This is a genomic window from Candidatus Bathyarchaeia archaeon (genome assembly GCA_038882715.1).
Taxonomy (GTDB): domain Archaea; phylum Thermoproteota; class Bathyarchaeia; order Bathyarchaeales; family DTEX01; genus DTEX01.
The window spans coordinates 84,539-109,055 of sequence record JAVZNR010000006.1 but is presented as its reverse complement, the minus strand read 5'-3'; the positions used below and the strand labels follow the sequence as shown (position 1 = coordinate 109,055).

Annotated in this window: 10 protein-coding genes; 8 read left to right on the top strand and 2 right to left on the bottom strand. The window is 43.7% G+C overall.

Annotation, left to right across the window (positions count from 1 at the left end; genetic code table 11):
• Nucleotides 1-12: 12 nt before the first annotated feature.
• The 4 genes from QXR61_05215 (at nucleotide 13) to QXR61_05200 (ending at nucleotide 10,690) form a co-directional block, all read left to right on the top strand.
• Nucleotides 13-3,342, top strand: coding sequence for a DUF5107 domain-containing protein (locus QXR61_05215; GenBank protein MEM3757342.1), 3,330 nt, complete (start codon nucleotides 13-15; stop codon nucleotides 3,340-3,342).
• 71 nt (nucleotides 3,343-3,413) lie between these two features.
• On the top strand, nucleotides 3,414-4,127 hold the full coding sequence (locus QXR61_05210; protein ID MEM3757341.1) for a hypothetical protein: 714 nt from the start codon (nucleotides 3,414-3,416) through the stop codon (nucleotides 4,125-4,127).
• 82 nt (nucleotides 4,128-4,209) lie between these two features.
• A complete protein-coding gene (locus QXR61_05205) occupies nucleotides 4,210-8,757 on the top strand; it encodes a M28 family peptidase (protein ID MEM3757340.1) in 4,548 nt (1,515 codons plus the stop codon).
• Complete coding sequence (locus tag QXR61_05200; protein ID MEM3757339.1) at nucleotides 8,747-10,690, top strand: hypothetical protein; 1,944 nt, start codon at nucleotides 8,747-8,749, stop codon at nucleotides 10,688-10,690. The genes QXR61_05205 and QXR61_05200 overlap by 11 nt, the downstream gene beginning before the upstream one ends.
• Nucleotides 10,691-10,778: 88 nt before the next feature.
• Here QXR61_05200 and QXR61_05195 read toward each other — a convergent pair whose 3' ends face one another.
• Together QXR61_05195 and QXR61_05190 are read right to left on the bottom strand one after the other, a co-directional pair.
• On the bottom strand, nucleotides 10,779-13,319 hold the full coding sequence (locus tag QXR61_05195) for a hypothetical protein (protein ID MEM3757338.1): 2,541 nt from the start codon (nucleotides 13,317-13,319) through the stop codon (nucleotides 10,779-10,781).
• A gap of 49 nt (nucleotides 13,320-13,368) precedes the next feature.
• Nucleotides 13,369-14,151 (bottom strand): glutamine amidotransferase, encoded by a 783-nt coding sequence (locus QXR61_05190; GenBank protein MEM3757337.1) that lies wholly within the window; start codon nucleotides 14,149-14,151, stop codon nucleotides 13,369-13,371.
• A 172-nt stretch (nucleotides 14,152-14,323) separates the two neighbouring features.
• Between QXR61_05190 and QXR61_05185 the strand changes: the two genes are divergently transcribed.
• From QXR61_05185 to QXR61_05170, 4 genes are all read left to right on the top strand, one after another.
• Complete coding sequence (locus QXR61_05185) at nucleotides 14,324-16,393, top strand: DUF6785 family protein (protein ID MEM3757336.1); 2,070 nt, start codon at nucleotides 14,324-14,326, stop codon at nucleotides 16,391-16,393.
• Between the two features lie 65 nt (nucleotides 16,394-16,458).
• On the top strand, nucleotides 16,459-21,060 hold the full coding sequence (locus tag QXR61_05180; GenBank protein ID MEM3757335.1) for a M28 family peptidase: 4,602 nt from the start codon (nucleotides 16,459-16,461) through the stop codon (nucleotides 21,058-21,060).
• Between the two features lie 36 nt (nucleotides 21,061-21,096).
• A complete protein-coding gene (locus QXR61_05175; GenBank protein MEM3757334.1) occupies nucleotides 21,097-22,980 on the top strand; it encodes a hypothetical protein in 1,884 nt (627 codons plus the stop codon).
• Between the two features lie 124 nt (nucleotides 22,981-23,104).
• Nucleotides 23,105-24,496: a hypothetical protein gene (locus QXR61_05170; GenBank protein ID MEM3757333.1), complete on the top strand. Its 1,392-nt coding sequence runs from the start codon at nucleotides 23,105-23,107 to the stop codon at nucleotides 24,494-24,496.
• Nucleotides 24,497-24,517: the final 21 nt, after the last annotated feature.

The window sequence follows — 24,517 nt, the reverse complement described above, 5'->3', positions numbered from 1 at the left end:
GAGGAGTTTTCCATGGAGGGATACGGGTCCTTTACTAGGGATGTAAAAATTTGGGAAGAACCGCTGGTGATACCTACTTACCAGATCAGCGATCCTGACCCAAACCCAATATTTTATACTGGCAGAGCCTACCAAGGGGCGCAGGGGCATGTTTATCCCTATCCTATGCTAGACAAACTAACAGATAATAGAATAGAGAAGGTGTACAAGGCGGCTTTTTTAGAAAACGAGTATATTAAGGTCTGTGTGCTCCCTGAGATAGGCGGCCGAATATTTTTTGCCACAGATAAAACCAATAACTATGATTTCTTCTATCATCAGCATGTTATTAAACCAGCTTTGATTGGAATGCTTGGCGCATGGATTTCAGGCGGGGTCGAATGGAACATCCCTCATCACCATCGAGCCACAACTTTTATGCCGGTTGACTACACGTTAAGGGAGAATCCTGATGGAAGCAAAACTATCTGGGTTGGTGAAATAGAGCTCCGGCATAGAATGAAGTGGATAGTTGGCATAACGCTGTATCCGGGTAAATCTTATATTGAAGTAACCATTAAGCTTTTTAATCGCACTCCTCTCGCCCACTCCTTCCTTATCTGGGCAAATCCAGCTGTTCACGCGAATGAAAATTACCAAATAATATTTCCGCCAAGAACCGAGTATGCGACTTTTCATGGCAAAAACCAGTTCTCACACTGGCCCATCTCATATGAAGTTTTCGCCGGAGTAGATTACACTAGTGGAGTAGACGTCAGCTGGTGGAAGAATCACCTGGCGCCGACATCCTTCTTCGCTTGGAATTATAAAGATGATTTTCTAGCAGGATATGATCATGGAAAGCGGGCGGGAACAGTTGCGGTCGCCAATCACCATATTGTTCCAGGCAAAAAATTCTTTCTGTGGGGTAACGGCTCTGAAGGACGAATGTGGGAAAAAATACTCACCGATGCTGATGGACCATATATTGAGCTCATGATCGGAGCCTACTCGGACAATCAGCCTGATTACACGTGGATACAGCCATATGAAGTTAAAACCTGCAAGATATACTGGTATCCAATTCGGGAGATAGGTGGCGTAAAAAACGCTAACAGAGAGGCTGCAATCAACTTGGAGATAGATTCAGAGAACACCGTTAGTATCGGAGTTTACACAACCTCAGAACGTAAAAGTTCAAGGGTTATTTTAAAGGCTTCTGGAAAAGTTGTTTTCGAGAGAGAGGCGGATATTAGTCCAACAAAACCATTCGTTGAAAGGGTTCAATTGCCGCTAGGGGCAAAAGAGGAAGACTTAGAGCTAATCTTGCTTTCTTCGCAAGGAGAGGAAATAATATCCTATAAGCCTGTGAGGAAAGAGAATGCTCCTATGCCTAAACCCGTTGAACCGCCTAAACCACCGAAAGAAATAGAGACTATTGAGGAGCTTTATCTCACCGGTTTGCGTTTGGAACAGTTTTATAATCCTGCAATCGAGCCCTACCCCTACTATGAGGAGGCTTTAAGAAGAGATCCCTATGATTATCGAACTAACATTGCTTTAGCTATTCTCTACTGTAAACGTGGAATGTTTAAAGAAGCTGAGGAGCACCTTAGGCGTGCCCTTGAACGCGCAACCAAAAATTACGTTACGCCTAAGGATGGGGAAGCCTACTACTATCTGGGGGTAGCATTAAGAGCTCAAGAGAAATATGAAGAGGCATACGACGCCTTCTATAAGGCAACATGGTATCATGCATGGCATGCCGCCGCATATTATTCACTGGCGGAGATAGATTGCCAGAGAGGCGATTTTCTAAAAGCGTTAGAACACCTTGACTTATCCCTCTCCACTAACACCCTAAATACAAGGGCATTGAATTTAAAGGCTACAGTTCTCAGAAAAATGAGGAGACTTAAAGAAGCTGAGGAGATAGCTTTAAAAGCGCTCGCTATAGATCCATTAGACTTCTGGGCTGAAAATGAACTATACCTAGTTAAGTCGAAAATGGGGTTAAAAGAGGAGGCTGATAAAGAATTAGAAAATTTAAGGATGAAGATGAGGGACAACGTTCAATCTTATCTGGAGCTGGCGGTAGATTACGGTAATTGCGGTTTTCTGGAAGAAGCTATTGATGTGCTTTCCCGAGCTATCGAGCTAAACAAGAGAGGCTTATCAGACTTCCCAATGGTCTACTATTACCTCGGTTACTTTTGGGATATGAAAGGGGAAAGAGATAAAGCCATGGAATACTATAGGCTTGGAGGAAAAATGCCTGCTGATTATTGTTTTCCCTTCAGGGTAGAATCTCTCAAAGTGCTTAAACGCGTCCTTGAGGTAAATGATCACGATGCGAAAGCCCATTTCTATCTTGGAAACCTGCTTTACTACTTTAATCGGTATGAGGAGGCAATAAAAGAGTGGGAGAAGTCAAGGGATCTAGACGATACATTTTCGATCACGCATAGGAATCTGGGTCTAGCTTACGCTCGGGTGAGAAATGATATTCATAGGGCAATTGCCAGTTTAGAGAAGGCGATAGAATGCAATTCCAAGGATCCGAGACTATACTACGAGTTAGATAGATTATACGAGATAGGCGGGGTTCCCGTGGAAAAAAGACTGTCTCTCCTAGAGAAGAACCATGAAGCAGTTGTTAAACGTGACGATGCTCTCAGTCGAGAAATAATTCTCTATGTGCAGACGGGTCAATATGATAAAGCGATCGATCTCTTACGCACTCATCACTTCCATGTCTGGGAGGGTGGAGGCGAAATACACGATGTTTACGTGGACGCCCATCTCTTAAGAGGGCTTAAGAAACTTGAGTCTGACAGATACGAGGAGGCTCTTAAAGATTTTGAAGCGGCTCTAGAGTATCCGGAAAACTTGGAGGTTGGAAGACCATATAGAGGTGTACGTTTGCGAGACCCGCAGGTCTACTATTATATGGGAACAGCTTATGAAGCCTTAGGCAAGGAAAACGACGCTAAAATATGCTATGAGAGAGCTATCTCCGCAAAAGTTGAGCTTTCAGAGCTGTCATATTATCAGGGATTATCGCTCATGAAATTGGGGCGAAGAGAGGAAGCTGATAAAATTTTTGACGATCTCATTAGCTTTGCGAGGGAAAGGATTGAGAAAGGCGTAGGAATGGATTTCTTTGAGAAGTTCGGTGAAAAAGAGTTCATGCAAGCTCAGATGGCATATTACCACTACCTGCTGGGTCTAGGGTATATGGGGAAAGGCGAGCTGCAAGAAGCCAAAGATAACTTCAGGGCAGCTCTCAAACTAAATCCATACCACGTATGGGCTAAAGTCTACTTATCTGAGCTGAGCAAAGAAATGAAAAATCCGCAATAATGCAGCAGTCTCTTATCACATCAATTGCTAAATTTAATATAGTCGCCCACCATTTCAATTAGTGAGGGGAAATGTTTACCGAGAAACCGCTAGAAATTAAGATCCTCGAAAAATATATTGAGGATTGGAAAGAATTCAGCAACGGTTTTCTGGTAATCCCAAAAAAAGGCATGTTTTTTAACAAGCTTTTCATACGTAGTAGGCGCATCTTCATGGATAGAGCCTTCGAGTTTTCAGCGTTAATTGAAGTTGCACGTAATAAAAAGGTAAATAAACGCTTCAAGAACTTTCTCTGTTCGCTTATGGGTTTAAGCTGTGAGCTGCATTGGGACGGAGTATTATTTAAAAAACCGCGTTTTGAAAGCCTCAAAATTTTAAATACGCTCCAAACGTTCATCCCGACTTTAAAGATCGATAGAAGATTGATTGATGCCCTGAATGGTTCTAATTCTATAGTTGAAATGCTACGGAAGGTCCATCCAGACAATTTGTACATTACTTTAGCATCATTGTCTTCATTTCAGGGTTTTGAGTTTTCTTACGATACAGTAGAGACCATCATGGAAAGATGCTTAAACGTAGATAACGTTACATGGATTATCGATATGGATAAGATGATTTCAAGAACACCAAATTATAAGAAAACCTTTGAGGAGACCATAAGATTAATAAACATGGTTTCGGAAGTTATCATTGGGATAACTAATCTTTATCTGAACTATACCGGCTCCCCTCGACGCGATCTTAAGAAAAAAGAGGCTAGCGAAAATGATCGGATCGGTTAAAAGATATTTGTTGATGGGTGTAATCTTTACTATTCTATTAAGTTCACTTCCCATAAGTTCAATAGGCCCGAGCTTTTATGGTATGGATATAAATGGTATTCTCAATTTTGTAAGCTCCCCGGATTTCACAGCTAATGTCATGGAACATGTTAAAATTTTTTCCGGGATGGGTTCTCGTGTCACAGGTCAGGAGGGCTGCTTTAAGGCAGCTAAATATATAGCCAGCAAGTTCGAGGAATATGGGCTTAAGCCTGGAGGAGATGAAGGTTATTTTGAATTCTTTAATGTTACAGTTCCCATAGATCAGGACGTTAAGATCGTTATTCCTCAAACTGGCATTACAATTAGGGCGTATGCGCTATGGCCCAACGGTATACAATCATGCTATACCCCTCCTGAAGGCATCGAGGGCACACTAATATATTTTAAAGATGGTTCTTTAGAGGAAATTTCAGATACGCTCCGTGAACTTAAAATCGAAGATTTAAGCGATATTGTAGCCTTAATGGAGTTTAATACTCGTGAAGATTGGCTTAATCTTGCTAAATTCAAGGTTAAAGCCATAATATTTTTGGAGCCTGAATACACGAACCGGATTGAAGCCGAGACCAAATTCACTATAACTCCGCTATTAATTCCGCGAATTTATGTTCCTAAAAACTCTTCTTACATACTCTTCGATAATGTTCAGAAAAGAGTTAAAATATACTCTGACATGAAGTATACTAACGTTAAATCCGTAAACGTGATCGGAATAGTCGAGGGAACAAAATATAAGAACGATGTGCTGATAGTGTCATCGTACTTCGATTCGTGGTCAGCTGTTCCTAGACTTTCTCCCGGAGCTGACGAGGCTACTGGAATAGCGGTTCTTCTAGAGCTGGCACGCTTCTTCAGCGTCAACAAACCCCTAAGAACAATATGGTTTGTAGCATTCTCCGGCCATTGGCAGGCCTTAAGAGGATCAAGGTGCTTTGCGGAGAAACACTATTTTGCTCCTGAAGTTCAGAATGACACAGTTAAAACATGGGTGCACTTTAACTTAGATTTCTCTACAGATAGCGATACTGTTGCTTGGGTTCCCTACGGCTCCATGTGGATTCATGACAAGCTAGCTGGATTATTCGATTATATGTTCACATTCATAATGGGCGACGTATATAACTCTCTTACAAGAGCAGGGTTTAATGTTAGTAGGCATGTTGATAGCCACGAGATGCCTAACATGCAAACATATTTTATCCATGACGCCGAACCATCCGTGGTCGCAGGAATAGCTGGCTTTAGCTTTAGAACCTCAAGAAGCATGCGCTTGCAATGGGGAACCCCCTTTGACACAATAGATAAAGTTAATTTCAAGAATATTGTACCACAAGCAGCGTTCGCATCATCCTGCATATACATGACATCTAACGTGGAAAGTCTCGGTTTAAAGTGGGGAATCGATAATGTTAAGCCCGTTAGAAGGTATATGAGATCCGGAGGAGGTTATCCGGGTAGAAAGGGCTACGCTGGAATATACGGCGATGTGGTGAGATTTGACCCAGAGACCCGATGGTATACTTCTGAAGACCTTGAGAACTATGACATAATTCTGGACATAGTTATCTCCCCGAGCCGCTATAATCCATTCACCCACACGATCATTAAACTCGACGGTGACTCTAGCCTTAGCTTCAAAGTGGAGGGTATAGGGACAGATTATATTTTTCCAGAAACAGGTTATGGTGCACATTACGTGGGTGCTGGTGAACCCGGTGTTCCAGCGGTAAGAGTATACGCCTATGCTATAAATAGGACAACTGGCGAGATAGAATGGGCCCCAGACATGGGTATATGGGCTTGGCCGCAGAATCTAGGATTTACTACTGATAGAGAGGATGGATGGAAAGATGTAAGGGTTTCTCTATTCAAGTGCGAGACAGCTGTTATAACGGATATAATTGATCCGCTGAAATTCGAAGAACCGTGGGTTAACGTTAATTGGCGCCTTTCAACATTTGACAGGTTCTCTAGAACCAGCGACATGGCTACCAGATATATGCCGACCATTAACCTTGAAGTTACAGACTTCAATACCCACGGATCCTTCCTTCAATGGGGCACATTAACTCCTCAAGAGACTGGAGAACCCTTCGCATTAATTTTCTTGCCAGCTGGTTCCAAGTTTGAGGTTATCCTGAGGTCTGGGGGCGGTATAGTAGGCGCTTTAATAAACGCAAGCAAAGATTACCCTGAAGGTGTGGGCTTCAAGATAGAGCATGACGAAAAATTATACATATCTTTGCCTTTCCAAGTAGCTAACGATTTATTCTGGCTTAATGAAAAGAGGTTCAGTATAGTTGCTAACTACAAATCTTACAGTTTATGGGCCTTAACGGCATATCAGAGAAGCCAGAAATACTATGATCTCATGAGTAAAGCCTATGATGAGAAAGATTACTCATCGGTTTTAGGGCTATCTATACTGGCGTGGAGCTGGAGCATTAAAGCCTATCAAGAACTAGTTAACTTGATAAATGGGTTGACCTACACATTCATTTTCTTCTCTTCTCTACTAATACCTTTTGCTTTCCTAGTTGAAAGATTACTAGTCCAATCCGAGGGTCTAAAAAGACTTATGTGGCTCATCATGTTTTACGCCATATCCTTCATAATCCTAAGCCTCTTCCATCCAGGATTTGAGATAGCTCTAAGCACCCCCCTCGCAGTTATGGCTTTCGTGCAAATTGCGCTGTCTATCATAACTTTATCCCTACTGACAGGTATTACTGGCGGCTATCTTAAGGAGATTAGAACGAAAGTCAGAGGCTTACATTTCGCTGAGATAAGCAGAACCGGTGCAATACTTTTAGCGGCTTCCCTAGGCATACAGCAGATGAGAAGAAGAAAGCTTAGAACCGCTCTAACACTCATAACGGTAAGTATAGTGGCTTTCACCTTAGTTCTGTTAACCTCGGTTACCGGTGGCATGTCTATAAAAAGAGCTGCCACGCTAGAAGGCGCGAGCTACGATGGGGCTTTAATAAACTCAAACTTAGGGATAGAGTATGTTGGCGGTAAAGTTGTCGATATCGCAAAAGCCCTTATTAAAGGCAGTGACTTCACGATAATAAGAAGGGCATGGGTCTATCCACCACCCTTCTCAAATTGGGGCACAAATGTAAGGCAGTTCTGGGTTCTGCGGAGTGGTGAGAAAACCACACAAATATACGCGCTACTTGGTTTAGAGCCTAGCGAGGCATATATCACAAATATTGACAAAATACTTACAGAGAACAGTAGATTCTTTGTTGAGGGAGACTTATACTCCTGTATAGTGAGCAAGAGCGTCAAAAATAAACTTGGGTTAGAGATCGGCTCTAAGGTCTACATATCCGGCATACCGCTTACTGTAGTAGGAGTATTCGACGATGAACTCTTTAGTCTCGTTAAGGATCTTGATGGCACTGTTTTGTCGCCTATAGATTTCACCCGTATTAGAATAGAGCTGGCGGGTTCCCCATTAACGCCCGAAATGATGAAACTGATGTCTCTGAGCTATCGCACAGCCTCAGAGTTTATGCTGATAGTTCCATATAAACTCGCTAGAGAAATATTTGGTGCGCCTGTTTACTCTATTGCCATTAGAGCTCCCAAAGAAAAGTTGATGGCTGTAGTTGAAGAACTGCCCCTAATACAGTATGCATTAACAAGTTTCTTAGGAGACACAAGTGAGGAGACAACGAGCTTATACTCCGCTTCCATTCTCATAGCTTCCAGAGGCTGGGAAAACGTAGCTTTCCCCGTTTTCATCGCTTTCCTAATGATACTAAACCTTATGCTCGGAGCAACTTACGAGCGCATAAAAGAATTAACTACATTAGGCACAATAGGTTTAAGCCCAATACATATAGCTGGTCTCTTAATCGTTGAAGGGCTACTATATGGAGTAATAGGGACAGTTTTAGGCTATATACCTGGCATAATAGGATGCCGCATGCTCCTATCCCTAGGCATGGTGCCTGAAGGGTTTGTACCGGGATTCGCATCAGCATACATATTGATCGTTTCCGGCTTAATCGTCGCAATGCTGCTGGCAGCCACAATATATCCGGCTTCCCAAGCCTCCAAGATGGTTACCCCGAGCATCATAAGGAGATTTAAGTTTTCGGCTGGTAGGGCGCTCGGAGATACTCTGGAGGTTTCGCTACCGTTCTTCGCAACCGAAGAAGACGTATACGCGCTACTAGGATACATGGCTGAGTATCTGGACGCCTGTCGGGTCGAAGGCGTAGGTCCATTTATAACGATGGCTCCATCAAGATTTACATCTGAAATTTCAGGTTTCACTAAGAGATTAATACTTGAGAGCACCGTTAGGCTGCCACCTTACGACGCTAACATAACACAGATCACTAGAATCATAGCTTCCTCTGAGCTAGGGATAAACCGCTATACTACATCCCTCCTGATTAAGCTTCTTTCAGGCTCATCGGATATGTGGAGGAAATCAGTTGGAACTTTTGTTGGAGAGCTGCGTAACCAGCTCCTCCTCTGGAGGACTCTTTCAGGTGAGGAGAAAGCCAAGTATATGAAGATTGGTGAATCCATTAAAAAGAGCTTTGAAGGTGAGGAAAATGAGTCTTGAAGTACCTAAAAGCGGATTAACTAAAAGGGTTATATTAGTTCTGCTTTATGGAGCGCTTTTAATCGCGCCCATAGATATGTTTCTATATCTATATGTCGGCGCATCCTATCTAACTGTTCCGCTCTTCGGCATGATTGCTGCCCCAGCCCTATTCATCACATTAATAACGTTTACAGAAATAGCGCGATACCACGGAAAACCGCTCACAAAACAAGAGATTTTCCTAATATACAATCTTTTAGGCGCGTCTGTAAGCGCCATATATTTTGTGGGCTTCATATATCAAGGCTACTTTAGAATATGCCCAATAGCAAAGGAGATTTATGACCCATTCTCTGGAAAGTCGCTTTACGACCTATTACCCTCTTGGTATTCTCCGCCTGAATCATCATTTATGGCTAGAACCTTTCTAAACCCTGGATGGTTCTCCGTCATAGCTGTTGGATTAGGTTTCTTCGTGTGCTACATGTTGTTTGAGATAGGTCTAGGCCTACTGCTGTCCTACGTATACGTTGAGGTAGAAGAGCTGCCTTTCCCAACAGCCAACGTAGACGCCAATACAATATTAGTGCTGTCTGAAAGAGAACTCGTTAGAACAAGAGTCTTCTCGCTATCAGCGATAATTGGCATAATTTGGTCTATTATAACGTTTGGTACCCCCTCAGTGGTCGGCGGAAGCCTAGGAATAAGGACAGGGCCACTTACATTTGTAGATTTAACCCCATGGATTAACAGGTATATTCAGGGACCTGTTTTCGGCGTAACCTTCGAGATTTTTCCATATACGTTTGGCTGGATATGGCTTGATCCATCACCAGTAATATCAATGTTTATAGCCTCCTACGCGGTTTGGTTTTTCGGAAACATATTTGCCCTTAGAATCCCTCTTGATGTCTTTAAAGATTTTCAGCAAGAGTATAGGCCGGGAATGACGATCGACCTACTCATGTGGAGGAGTTGGCTCTGGATATGGGCTAGCTTTCTACTGGGAGCTGGTTTAGGTGTAGCCTTAGTGGCAATAATTAGGTCTAGAAGATATTTGGTTTCATCTTTCAGAGCCTTAGCGAAAATTAAGGGCAGAAGCGCGGTAGGTTATCCGCCACTATGGATCATCTTATCGGCTTGGATAGGTGGAGGAATAGGTGCAGTAATACTGATCCAAACGATTCTTCCAAACTTCCCAATATGGGCATCCATAGTGTTTACACTACTTCTTCCCTTCATTAACGCCAGCGTTAACGCCAGAGGTAGAGGTGAAGTTGGAATCGGCATCTCACTGCCCTACATGAAAGAATCCATGATATTGGCTTCCGGCTATAAAGGGTTCGATGCCTGGCTCTCCCACATATATTATTGGGGTTGGGGAATGGGCAACAACGCCGCCTCATACGTCTATATAAGCAAGATAGCTAAGATTACGCAAACCAGACCCCTAGATTACTTTAAGGGTTTAATAATAATGCTGCCAATCACGTGGATTGTAAGCTTCGTGGTAACATCGCTATTCTGGAGGATGGCGCCTATACCCTCAGAGATCTTCGGGCTATCAGTTAAACGTTGGCCCCAACAAGTGATAGAGCAAGCATTCGTAATGCTGAACTACGAGAAGATATATAAACTGCCCTTAATAGGAGCAGGGTTTGCAATTTTCTCAGCATTATATGCTGTAAGATCTTTTGTGCCAATTCCCTATTTAGATGTTATGGGCCTGCTAGCGGGGCTTTCAATACCACCATATTACAGCAACGCCATCCTTATAGGATATATTATAGGCAACTATGTTATCCGAAGATACGTTGGGGACGAATGGTGGAAGAACTATAGACTTACTTTTCTCGCAGGTCTCTCAGCAGGCTACGGCATAGTTGCCGTAATAATGGGCTGCATAACCCTTATATCAAGGGCCCTCTGGTATACTCAGACACTATATTGATGCGATCAGCTTTCCATGTATAGGTCTTTTTCCGGGGGTTAAAAGAACCTTCGAAACGGATTTAATTTAAACTTAAACTCTAAAAATATTAGTGTGGTAAGTGGGGTTTTGTACGTTTAGTTAGAAGCCCAGCTTTCATAAAGTATTCCAATGCCTTTTTCCAGTGGCCATCATATCCCAGAATATGGTAGGTGAAATAATTGTCTACGCTAGGATCTATTTTAACCCATGGTTGTACTTCAACGTAATAGTGATGTGAAGCCATGTTTTCAGGCGTATTTTGCCACAGATGTATGAGGAAAGGTTGATCAGCGTCGAAACCCATTATGACAGATATATCCTCAACAGTGTCGTATCCGGCGTTCCACCCCTCACTCTGATAAAAGCACTCGCCATATAGACGCGTGCATAACACTCTCCTCTCCTCGATGCCTTTCTCCGTCGGGAAGTAGTAAATATCCTGCGTATCGGATCGCCTACCGAGTTCGAACAGCGGGTTAACTCCGAGAACATTAATTTCAGGTTTAACATTGAGTCTGTATCTGACCTCTAGGATTGGGCTATCCGCGTGGAGTGTAAAAACCTTTTCAACCATGTTTCCTCTAACATTGGCTTTAGCCTTAACCCTCGCCCTCACCGGCCCCTCTTCCTCAACGTGGCATTCAAAAGCAACATGCCCATCAAAGGTTGGATAACTCAAGAATTCTTCAAGTCCTCCATAAGGCCAGAAGTCCGCTTTCCTGTTAGGTCTTCTCCAATCATCCGGCTTCTTAGGCCATATCACAAAGAATATGTTTTCATTCCTATTTTTTATAATGTATTCTATTACTCTGCCACCTATTGGAAGAATCGTCACTTTAACGTAATCGTTCTCCATAACTATTTCATTCAATCCATCTTTATCATAATCCACTTTTCTAACTTTAACCTGCCCCTCCTTATGATTAAAGACTACTATCTTCATCGTCTTTTCGAAACCTAAAGCCGAGAACTTAACAGTGTATTCACCCGGCTCATTAAGTGAAAGTCTAGTCTCAAACTGTTTTTGAGTCCATTTTGATACGCTAACCTCAAAATCTTTTTTCTCCAGCAGATTATCTTTGCTTAAGACCTCTATCCTGACGTTGAATGATTGATTTGAAGTATAATTGTAAACTGAGAATGGCACATTAATGTCTCCAGCACGCTCATATAGAATCGGGTATGTTGAAATTACCGCTGGCACATACTTATGCGCAAGAGCATACACCTGCCCATTAAGCCAAGCAAACGAAACTAAAGCAACGTTCTCCCTAGAAACCGACTCTTCAGCGAATTCTACCGGGATATCCCTTTCAATTTTTTCCTTAGGTTTAAGTGAGACTTCAATCTCTTGGGCGCTAGGCTTAATAGTGTGTGAGGCGCTGACGCTGATTCTCCCAGTAAGCGTTTTATTAGAAAGGTTAAATAAACGTATCTTAAGATAATCCCCCTCAAAAGATGCCTCAAGGTCAACATCCTCGCAGAAAACTGTCTCTAAATATTCTTTTTCAACTATCAGAACCTTCAGCGCCTTCGAGAGAATTGAGGGGCCAATTATCTTCCCTCCTGGAAAGATTGCTACCGCCCTTCTATCCAATATTGCCCTAAAAAGAGTCTCCTCGCTTATTTCCTCATCTTTCCGCATGAAAAGTACCATGCTCGGCGGATAGTCCCTCATGTCTCCCCCATACGTAATTATAAAAGGCTTATCTGTTTTATTCACTAAATCATCCTCATATCTCGTGATTAAATAGCCGTCAAAATCATCCTCTTTAATCGTGTAATCTACAGCGTGATGCCTAACAAAGATTAAGCCCTTTTTCTCCTTCACATATCTAATGCAGCATTCTAGAGGCGAGTCCTGAGGGTTAGGATACGTCGGCATTTTATACATGATCGCTTTTCCATCGCTTGACAGCTGACCCGCCACCAACAGAATTGGAAGCTTCAGATCTTCCATGAACCCTTTTATAACATTTAATGCTAGGGCATCATGATAACCGCAGAAAATAACCCATCTACATCTCTCTCTCAAAGCTTTCGACGCCACGTCTAACGGATGTTCAACCCTGGTTGAAATAGCATAATATGATGATGGATAGCCTGGCCAACCCTTACACAAATAATGTTCGGCAAGAATCTCCAGAACTTTCTTTAAAAGATCTAAAAATTCTAACGCTTTTTCTCTCCTTCGAGACAGTATTATAAATAGTTTCTGATCGTGAAAGGCTTTTATCTCGCTTGGCAAAGCATCTCTTGGTATGGCTTCTTCATAGAGTTTCAGGGTTTCCGGGCTTTCATCTAAGAGTATGATGAAAGGTTCGCCTCGCTGCCTATAGATTTTTAAGTCATCTATGCTTGGAAACTTTAATTCTCCAGAGTGACCAGTTTCTAAAAGCTTTCTTACGAACCCCTTCTCAATCCAAAGACCATCGACGCCTAGATCTTCCTCTAATTGTAGGCGTATATTCTTTAGCTCTTCATCTAAGTCCGGCAGCGACTCGCCAATTATCCCGAGAGCTCTAGCCCAAATCCAATTTAACCTGATCCAATCTCCACGATAGTAGCCGTCGAATCTCTCTTTGCTCAAGTGAAGATTTTCATTCATCCATAAATCCCCTTTCTTAACATCTCTTTTAATGAAAAGCGGAGTCATGTTAAACCTTTTTAGATAGCCACATTATTGCCTGCAACCAGAACTTTGGATAATATTCCCATCTCACAAAGTTTATGCCCCAATGTGGACATGGATCTGACGTGAAAGCCATAACTCTCCCCTTCTTATAGTCCCAGACCGCTATAAAGGGGTCTTCTCCATCACCTATTGTCGCTAAAAGTGTTGCATCCCTCTTAATCTTAGTCTTATTGTATCCTAGAAACGGCGGGCACTCGTCCCAAGGTATGCCAGCCATAACCGGGTGTTGAGGGTTAACAGCTTTAACTCTTACGCCTTCAGGCGCCTCAACTCTATCGTCGCCTGAAAGGATTTCTACTGGTAGAACGTCGGCGATCGCCGTCTTCCCCCAGCCGCCGAATCCATGTCTGCCCGAAAACGTGAACCAGCTTCCAGCCATTATCAACGCTCCGCCGGACTCAACATATTCCTTTATAACCTTTACCCTATTAGGCCTAACAATAAATTTCTCGTACTCTGATGGAGTATAAAACTCGGGGTAAAATAGAATAGTTTCGGCTTCAACATCGCTAATCACTATGACATCGTAGCTGAACATTTCTTCAACTGTTCTCGGAAAATTCCGAAAAGCATCCCAAGGGGCCATATGCTTCACGTCGATCTCTGGACTCTTTTTAAGAGCGTCAATCAAAGGTTGAGCCCACACATGTACGCTAAACCCCTTTAAATCCACTATGAACGGCGAGGCAAAAAAGTATGGGCCGGCTAAGGCTCCAGCGTCTCCAACATATAAAACCTTTATCAAAGTCTTCTTCCCTCCTAGTCAATCCCACTTTAATTCTATGAACAATATTTATTGTTTATGGTTTATCACTAGAACGCTTTGCATGGTATTCACACAGAAAAACGTTAAAATGAGGAAAGATCTAAAGAAAAATTTTATATTTTCACCGAAAATATATATTTTCGGTGAAAAAATGGGGGAAGAAAAAGGCTCTAAAGAGAAGGTTCTCGCTGGTCTCACTCCTAGAGCGCTTCTAGCAGTGATTATCTTAACTATAATCTTCACCTTCATTAATGCGCATGGCTATCAAGTAACGGGAACAGCCCTATTCTATAATCGTTGGCCATACGAGTGGCAAAACGGCGTGCCAATAATATCGATGGGGCTAGTCTTCCTTCTCATAGTCATAATGGATGTTCTTAAAGTTAAAGCCAGATTCACAACCGCGGAGCTCGCAGCAGTCGCCCTCGCTGGCCTCATATTATCCGCCCCCATAACGACAGTTAACTTCAGCTATATACTTTTAACTCAAGCAGGCATGTCGGCGCCGGGCAACGAATGGGCCTACGAATATGTACGCAAATCTCCTTGGCATGTTCCAAAAGAAGCTGCTGACATCTTAAGAGCGGGCCCATCCACTGCACCGTGGGATTTAATGATGACGCCGCTAATGACGTGGACTGTAACATGGCTTCTCTGGGCTTTCCTAGCCTTCTTCATGGCATGCTTAATGAGAAGAAGGATCGCCGACATTGAGAAGATGCCTTTCCCATATGCACAGCCAGTAATCCAGCTAATAGAGTATTCTAAGCCTGAGCCGGGCTTCACTTCATCAAAGATTGCGACATCAGCATTCATAGGATATAGACGCTTCTGGCTGGGCGTCGTATTAGGTTTTCTGGCATACATCTTCTTCCTGCCGAGATACTGGTGGCCTTGGTTCCCAGCCCCGCAAACAAAGGAGTACGGATGGTATACGATGTGGATGCTAAATCTTTACGGCAACACCCCGATAAAGACGGTTCTTCCTACGGCTCACAGCTGCTTCTGGATAGATCCATTGGTTATAGCGGTTGCACTCTTCATACCGACCGACATATTATTCACTGCTGGATGGGGCTGGTTCTTCCTCTCATGGATATGTTCAGAAATAACTTGGAGACTAGGATTAACCCCTGCGCCACCGGTTGGCGGATATGAAGACCAGTATTCAGCCGGATGGTATATTGTTGAAAATTACAGGCTATATTGGCTATTTGAATCCGGAGGCTTGATCGCCATAGGCCTGTTCACTCTAATATTTGCGGGCAAGTATTTGATCGGCACATTGAAGGCTATAGGTAAACCTATGCCGGATGAAGCTGAAAGGGAGCCGCTTTCCTATAGGTTGTCATGGATAGGCTTCATAGTTACCTTCATAGTCTACATAGGTTGGCTCACATATATCGGCATACCCGCCGGGGTAGCATTCCTAATATTAGTCTACATGTTCTTCTTCTTCATGACGATGATTAGGCTGAAGGCTGAAAGCGGCTTCATACATTACTGGCATGGATGGCCGGCCAACGAATATGCGCTGGGATATGGACGGCTTCTAGGGTTATGGCCTCCAATAACCCCTGAGAATCAGTTGGGAGCATACATGGCGGCAGGATTCAACAGCTGGACGTTCGGATATATTTCCAGCGCTACGCTTTCGGGGGTTTATCTCGAAGGATTTAAGATTGCTGATGCCTCTGGATTAAGACCAAAGCATGCGGCTGCAACCTTCGTCCTAGTGACGATTATAACAATATTGTTCGCTGGAATATTCACTGTTTGGTCAGCATTCGCCCTCGGCCTAGCGAGACTTCAAGTTAGGCCACCTTGGGCTATCGGTCACGGTGTGTGGCCCGCCAACTACGTTAGAGACGGCGTTACAACTATCGGCTACTGGGATACACCATTCCCAGAAGGCTTAACAGGCCTCCACTACACAATTATAGGAATCTTCATATACGCCATAATCTTCTTCCTGAGAATGAGGCTTCCATGGTTCCCAATAAACCCAATAGGTTTGATAATGTTTAGCGGCAACAACATTAAGGTGGCAACAACCTTCTGGGTGACTTGGTGGGTTAAATGGATAATCCTGAAGGTCGGCGGTACACCATTATTTGAGAAGCTTGTTCCAGTGATAGTTGGCATCGTTGTCGGCTCATTCCTAAGCTTACTATTAGTTGTAGTGACCGGGATGGTATTCTGGATGCCGCTGCCAATCTAGAAACGCTTATATCTCTAAAAACTCTCAAAATCTATTTGAAATAAATAATGCCGCCGGTGCTCTAAATGAACAGGCTGCTGATTAAATTCCCTTTAATAATTTTTTTAGTATTTTTAACATTTTTAGCTTCCATAGTTAATGTTCAAGCACCTAAGGTTTCCCAAGGCTTCATTTTGAAAACTACTGGAGACATTCAAAATTACCTCTCGGTAATATTGGATAATATTGATATAGATGCTATTAAGTCACATGTCGAATATCTTTCTAGCCTTGAAACAAGGATGACGGGCTACCCTGGATGTGAGGCAGCTGCAAACTATATATACAATAAATTTTTAGAGTTCGGGATAGATAAAATTGGGAAAGTCTATAAGGATAGTTATTATCAGCCAGCTCCAATAGATTATGGGGCGAAAATCGAAATATTAAGCCCGGTTTCAAAGTCGCTTAAAATATATCCTTTGCTCCCAAATGTTGTTGCAGCTCCCTCAATTCCAGGTGAGGGCTTGGTTGGAAGGCTCATATATGCTGGTTCATGTAGTCTAAATGAGCTTAATGGAAAGCCGCTTAATGGAAGCATAATTTTAGCTGACTTTAACTCCCTTCAAGACTGGATTATACCATTCATGTTTGGCGCTAAAGCGGTGATCTTCATAGAACCAGGCTTCACGAACAGTTACCAAGCCTCGCTGAAAACGCTGGCAGTTCCAGCCAACATACCGAGATTTTATATTAAAAAGAATGATGCTTTGACTCTTCTAAGCCTTAATCCTAATGAACAAGAGGTAATCGTTAAACTGACTTCAAAAATGGTTTGGGAGAATCGCCTTGCATATAATGTTATAGGGATTATAAATGGAACAGTTAACCCAGAGCAAATAATTCAAGTGTGGGCCCACTATGATTCAACCTCAGTGGTTCCATCAGTAGCTCCGGGAGCCGACGAAGCCACTGGCATAGCGGTCATGCTTGAAATGGCTCGTTTCTTCAGTAAACATCGGCCTGGAAGAACAATAATGTTTGTTGCTCTCTCCGGGCATTGGCAGTGTGTTGCCGGGGCAAGATATCACGTTTGGAAATATTTCTGGGGAGGGGATGCAAAGAAAGTCGGGGCTGAGCAAACCATATTAACCATGGGTCTCGATTTATCCACGGATAGCGAATACTTCGCTTTCTATTTTGGCGCCCTTCCCGCTGGGTATCCATCCCTTTATGGTGTCGACAGACATGATTGGTACGATATAAGAGAAGCACTAAACCCAATCTTCTACTGGGGTAAACCGCTCGAAGAATATAGGCTTAAAGAGTGGAAAGAAAAAGGACTTATTGCGGAAGATATCCGTGATGAAAGTCTCATCTACTACATGGTTAAGAATACTGGTAGAAGCTACCTTGTCTCCGACGGCATGTCCGGTATGGGTTATGGTCAGCAAGGCTCCCCAACAAACCTCTTCGCGGTTCCTATCTCAATCCTATATCTCGACACGGAGCCAGCTGCAATGGCTGGCTCCGTAGCCTTCAGCCTCAGAACCAGCTTATCTTTTAGGAGTTTATGGGGAACACCTTTAGACACAATAGATCGAGTTGACTTTACAAGGCTGAGACCTCAAGCCGAAGTTGCATTCGCATCGGTCTTCCTTTACGCCAATTTAGAGGGGCTAGAAAACGTTATACCCGCTCCCAAACTATATTGGGATCCGGTTCAAGCGAGAGGTTTCTCCGTAGCCCGTATTAACGTTGTAAAATACGATTTTCTCACAGGCAGATATGCGCCTGTTGAAAACGCTGTTGTTCTCGCTCAAATTAGCAGAGGATTTGGACACACATCTTTCTCAGGGGCAGGTCATGTTATTTCTGGGATGACCGACAAAAATGGTTCTCTGACGATTTATGGTTTTAGAGGCGCGCATGGTGGCACAGAATTAAGGTATTGGCTCGAAGCCTATGTGGTTGATCCGGAGACTGGCAATCTTGTTTGCGCTCCGGACGGCGGTAGATATGGAGCCAGAGTTTACGATCCACGAGTATTCCCGGACATGCCGGAAAAGGAGTATACAACAGCCGTCTTCGAATGCGGGCAGATAGCTATTCTAGGGATCATAGATATTCGCGATCAAAGCTCCTCAAGGATAGGTTTCATAATCAATGAGATAGGCTCTCACGCCGAAACGCTGAATTTCGGAAGCACCGGCAGATATGCTGGCGCAGCACCATATAATCCATGGGCCATGGGCGCCGGCGGCACAACCTCGGAAATCGCGAGCCCGGTTCACGTAGTGTATGTGCCTCCTAACCATGATGTCGAGATTCTAGTTTACTCGGGTCAGGATTTAGTGGGGGTTCTAAACAACAGGGGGGAGGGCTTCAATCTTAAGTTGGGAGAGCTCTTAATAATCCCAGCTCCTATGGAGGTAGTTAGAGACCTACATAAACTAAATGAGGAACGGCTAGGCATCGCTAACTCATATTATCTTTTTAGTGGGAATTTGAGGGCTGAAACATTCCATGCTAAAGCGCGAGAGAACCTTATGGAAGCTGAACTAATGCTTTCTCCAGAAGTATTAAATTATGAAAAAGCCTATAGCGACCTGATGTTTGCATGGTCGAACGAGTACATCGCCTACGTGGAGACCAGAAAGCTCTATAATGAGGCCATAATCTCCTTCACCTTCTTCCTGTTCCTCTTGGTGCCGTTCGCCCTGTTCATCGAAAGGCTCTTTGAGCATAGGAAGGGAACAAGAAGAATCATAACGATCGTAGTTGTTGCAGCTGCTTTCCTAGCATTTATGGCCTTTTCCCATCCAGGCATGCGGCTCGCCTCAAACGCCGTTATGGTCATATTTGGAAGCGTTGCCCTAATAATGATAGTCCCCATATTGTTTGTGGTGCTTTCCGAGACAAAATATCATTTGGATGCGATGAAACGTGAGATTTTAGGCGAACACTTCTCAAGAATGAGTAAGACCTCAGCTGCTTTTCTAGCTTTCTCTATGGCGTCCTCAAACCTGAAGAAGAGGCCTATGAGAAGCATCCTCACGCTGATAACATTGATTGTCATAGTTTCCTCGCTTGTAGCGTTCACATCCGCCTACTTTTACAGCGGGATGCGGATTGCGCCGAGCGGTGCGGCACCCTATGATGGTTTACTCCTCTATAAACGTGGCTGGACGGGGATGCCGCTAGAAAGCTTAAGACTACTTAAAGCGACTGTTAGAGAAGGTGGTGTTGTCGTTGCAAGCGGCTTCATGTCCCCGGGATGGGCTGGGCCAACCCAGACCGAAGCGATTCGAGGGGTCGGAAAGACGTATAAAGACGCTGTTTATAGGGCAATATGGGGACTAATGCCCGAAGCAAAAGAAATATTCGATTTTGAAGATGCCCTATTGCCCGGTAGCAGATGGTTTCTGCCTGAAGATATATGGGCGGCCATTATAAGCGATGACATACATGGCGCTGGAGTTGAGATTGGCGATAGAATAATAGTCTTCGGAAACGAGTTTACGGTTATAGGTGTAATAAGCCGTGAAGCTGTCTTCTCATTCCAAGACCTAAACAGCCAGGGCATTACTCCAATAGATTACGTTAAGGAGGCCCAGAAGGCTAAAGGTGGCACCGCGATCAGTGAGGTTCCGGAGAGGCTTGCAGGCCAGTACGTGATTATCCCATTTAAGACCTTCCTATCTATAGGTGGGCCGATAATTAGTGTCTCCGCGAAAATCAGTAATGCATCTCTAGTATCCTATTTAGCGGAAACCCTGCTTGAAATGACTGGTACAGATATATATGCTGGGACGCCTAGCGGCATATTAATCTATAGGAAAGCCGTCGCGTTTGTTTGGGCTGGACTAGCAACAGTCATAATTCCGCTATTTATAGGAGGATTCATAGTTCTCAACACCATGTTGGGTTCCGTTTATGAGAGAACTAAAGAGATCAAAATTTATTCATCTGTAGGGCTTTCTCCCACCCATGTAGCCTTAATCTTTCTGTCTGAATCACTGGTCTTCGCGTTGCTTGCCGCAGTAATAGGCTATATATCAGGCCTCATAATGATACTTCTACTTCAGAAGACGGGCCAAATACCCTTCGGAGTCCTTAATTATGCCTCGTTCTTCGTTATACTTTCCGTTTCAGTGACGACAATAATAGCGTTATCTTCCTCACTATATCCTGCGCTAAAATCCTCGAGAATGGTGACGCCATCGCTTGAACGAAAATACAAGTTAACAAAGCCGAAAGGGGATGAATGGATAATACCCTTACCATTTATTATAGCTGGAGACGAAGAACTAAATGGCTTCTTATCCTACCTATACGAGTTTCTGAGCGCATATAAAGGCGAGAGGATAGGGCTTTTCATGGTCAGCGATATATCGCTAAAGGAGGAAGTTGTTAGGGGGGTTAGAAGCCTATCTTTAATCTCAACCGTTAACTTAAGCCCCTATGAGCATGGAATATCGCAGACAGTTACATTGAGAGCGGTATATGATGCGTCAAGCGCTAAATACACGTTTGTTCTAGAGATCAGAAGGCTTACAGGAATGTATACGCTCTGGATGCAGTCAAACAGACCATTCATAGATAGCATAAGGAAGCAGTTCTTAGTTTGGAGAGGGCTAAAGCCGGAAGAGAAGAAACGTTATATATCGAAAAAAATTTTTGATTAAATTGTTTGGCGCTAACTAAAATCAGGTGATATCGTGATGGATGCCCGAAATACGTTAGCGGAGCTTAAAGAGGGTTTCACATCCCGCTCAATGCTAGCCATCCTTTATGGCGCCATCATAATGCAGCCAGCAGTATTATATCTCCAATTGTACTCTGGAGTTAACATAGCGAGCGCAACACAGTACCTAATAATACTTCTCTTCACGCAGATAGGGGTGCTGCTAGGCTGGCGCCTCAGCAGACAGGAAATAGCAATAATATTTTCAGCTAGCGGGATAGCGTCGGGTCTTGTTTATTTCCTCTGGCCCATACAATACGCTTATCTTAGAACCAGCCCAGTAACGAAAGCTTTCGGTATAGCGGATAAACTACCTTGGTTTGTGGCCCCTCCGGAAAATTCGCCAGCAATTTTTCAAAGATTAATGTTCCATTCGGACTGGTTCCCGATAATGGGGACCTTGGGCATAGGCTTTGCTCTGGGGTTGATTGCGGATATGGCTCTTGGATTAATAGCTACGCAGCTTTTTGTTGAGGTAGAGGAGCTGCCATTTCCCATATCTAATGTTGAGGCGCAATCGATCATAGCCTTAGCGGAACGACGCCCGGATAGGATGAAAACCTTCATCTACTCGATAATGATAGGCTTAGTATACTCTATAATCCTGTATACTATTCCTTTAATCACGGGGTTCGCGCCCATACCGGCGCCTTGGGTCGACCTCAATTATATAATGGAGTCCACTGGCTCGGCTGGCGGGCTTCTCGGCATAGCAACAGACCTCATGTACATTACGATAGGTTTCATCGTGCCCTTCAAGGTTTTGGTTTCAGCGTTTGTTAGCGGCATAATATTTTACACTATAGGTGGAAGAATCCTCTATCAGCATGGAATCTTCAGGAACTACATGCCCGGTATGAGCTTAGGCATGGCGCTTCAATTCTACACATTTGACTTCCTTGTAAGCCCATTAATAGGTTTATCCGTAGCCATCGCCATCATGCCAATAATTCTAAAACCCAAACTATTCATCTCAGCCCTAAGAAGTCTCAGCAGGCTTTCAGATGCCGCTAAGCGCGCTGGCTACATACCCTTATGGATCCTATTGGCCCTATACTTTGTGGGATCGTTTGGGACAATAGCGCTGACCCTTACGCTGCTTCCACATTTAATGCCCTTCATCTGGATTTTAATCCTTCTAGGTCCCGCTTGGTCATTTATAGTGATGCTGGTCACCGCTAGAGCTCTAGGTGAAACCGGTGTTCTTATCACCATTCCATATGTTAGAGAGGGCGTGTTCATAGCCATGCCTTACTCCGGATACGACATTTGGTTCGCGCCATTTTACGTAGCCGGGTACACCTTCACCTTACAGCCGGCTTCCTGGGCTGGTGTGATGAAAACAATGAAGTTGACTGGCACGAGGCCCTCTAGCTTCATAAAAGCCTATCTGTTCGCTATACCGCTGGCTTTGCTGTTAAGCTTCATATACGCTTCATCGCTATGGGTTATGACGGAGATACCTTCCACTTACTATCCTTACACGGCCGTTTTCTGGCCTATTAGCGCAATGTATACAAGTCTCTGGGTAACAAAACGCATAACGATTCTTAACCCAGAATTCATAGCCATCTTCTTCCTGATTGGGGCGGCCATTTATGCGGCTGCTGAAATAGCTCATCTGCCCATCTCACCCCTAGGGGTCTATTTAGGCGCTGCCACAGCTGTCCCTTACACCATCCTCATGTTCATTGGAGCAATAGTGGGAAAATATTTGCTTCCAAGATTTCTAGGAGCCGAATGGTGGCAGCAAAACAGGATGCTTGTTGTCGGCGGGATCCTATGCGGTGAAGCAGTAGCGGTTGCGCTGGGAGCAATAATAAGCCTAATAGGCCGATCCATGTGGATAATGCCCTACTAGAATCCCTACCAACACCAGTATTTTTAAGGAAGAAATATAGAAAAGGAGGGAAGGAGCAACGTTAATATTGGTTTCGGACAATTATATAGTTTCTGAGCGAAGAAGATTGGGGAGTGAGATTGAAATGAGTTTCTGGAGGACAAGGTTATTCATTCAGGTTATTGTAATTATCGGTCTTGGGATAATAGCGTTCTCACCACTAAGCGAATGTTATATAGTTGCCGCCCTTAAATCTAATATATCTTCCCATACTTCGATGAGTGAAAGCGAAGCCTTCATATACTACGGGTATGTTCCACGAGAAACAGATAAGGCTACATCTTTCCTCCATATTGTTGGTAACCATGAGGATACTGTAGTTAGGGTTTACGCTATACCGGAGCTTGAGCCAATAGATGAATTCGCCATCAATAAAATGGAGTATAAATCCATAAGGGTTAATGAAGGCTCAATGTTTAAAATAACTTCCAACCAGCCTATAACGGTTATAATAGCTGGCGGAAAGAATATTATTGGCGGCAACTCCTCAATAACTACTTTCTACACCAGCGTAGAAGGCGGTTTTATTGGGCGTGAATTTATTCTCCCAACGTTCCATGACGAGGGAGGAAGCCGAGTATACACAATATACGCTCTAGAGAAAGCCGAGATATCAATATTCAACTCGACGGGAGAGATGGAGCGAATAGAGTTAAACGTGTATGAGTTCAGAAATGTATGGTTGCCGCGTTTCCAAATCTGCAGAATAGTCTCCACAGGACGCATAATGCTTCAATCATTCTCTGAGATAGCCCCGGTAGGCTGGATGACCATCTGGAAATCTTACGGTGTACCCGCCCTAGAAGGCGGATATTTAGGCAAGCATTTCTTCGCTAGAGGAATACATCCAGGGTGGCAAGCAGGCGGCGTTTTACCTGACATTAAATTCACGTTAACTTCGGCTGAAGATGCAAGATTAAGGGTTTTCAATCTGAAGGGGAAGGCTAGAATCAAGGAGGAGGGAATTAAATCTGGCGAAAACAAGACGCTGTACTTTTTTGAGCAGAACCTACTCTTTCAAAGCGATAAGCCAGTTATCTTAAATGTCTTCTCAAATGGCGGCGGCTTAATCGCCAGCGGCTTAAGAGGAGGGGAAAGCGCGTATATTTACGTTCCTTCAGGGGAAAGTTTCGTTTTCTCGCAAAGCGATGGCACCGTTGTGGAAGTTGACGAAGCCCAGTATCTGCTGAAATCAGACGAATACCTCATGTTGCCCGTCGGGCTTCATAAAATCGGCTCCAATAAACCGGTCATAATTATAATGACTGACTACGGCTCCGGTCCCCCATTATCCTCCTATGGAGCCTGCCTGCCATCCTCTAAGACCCTAGAGATAGATTATCCCGATTTAGAAATTCCGCCAATAGAGAAGGAAACTCCATGGTTAAACTATATTATGATTGGAGTAGCCGCCGTCTTAGTGGCCTCAGTTCTAGTAGTTCTATTGAGAAGACGCGTAAGCAAGGCAGCTAATTAATCTCCTTCCAACCAGTCATCT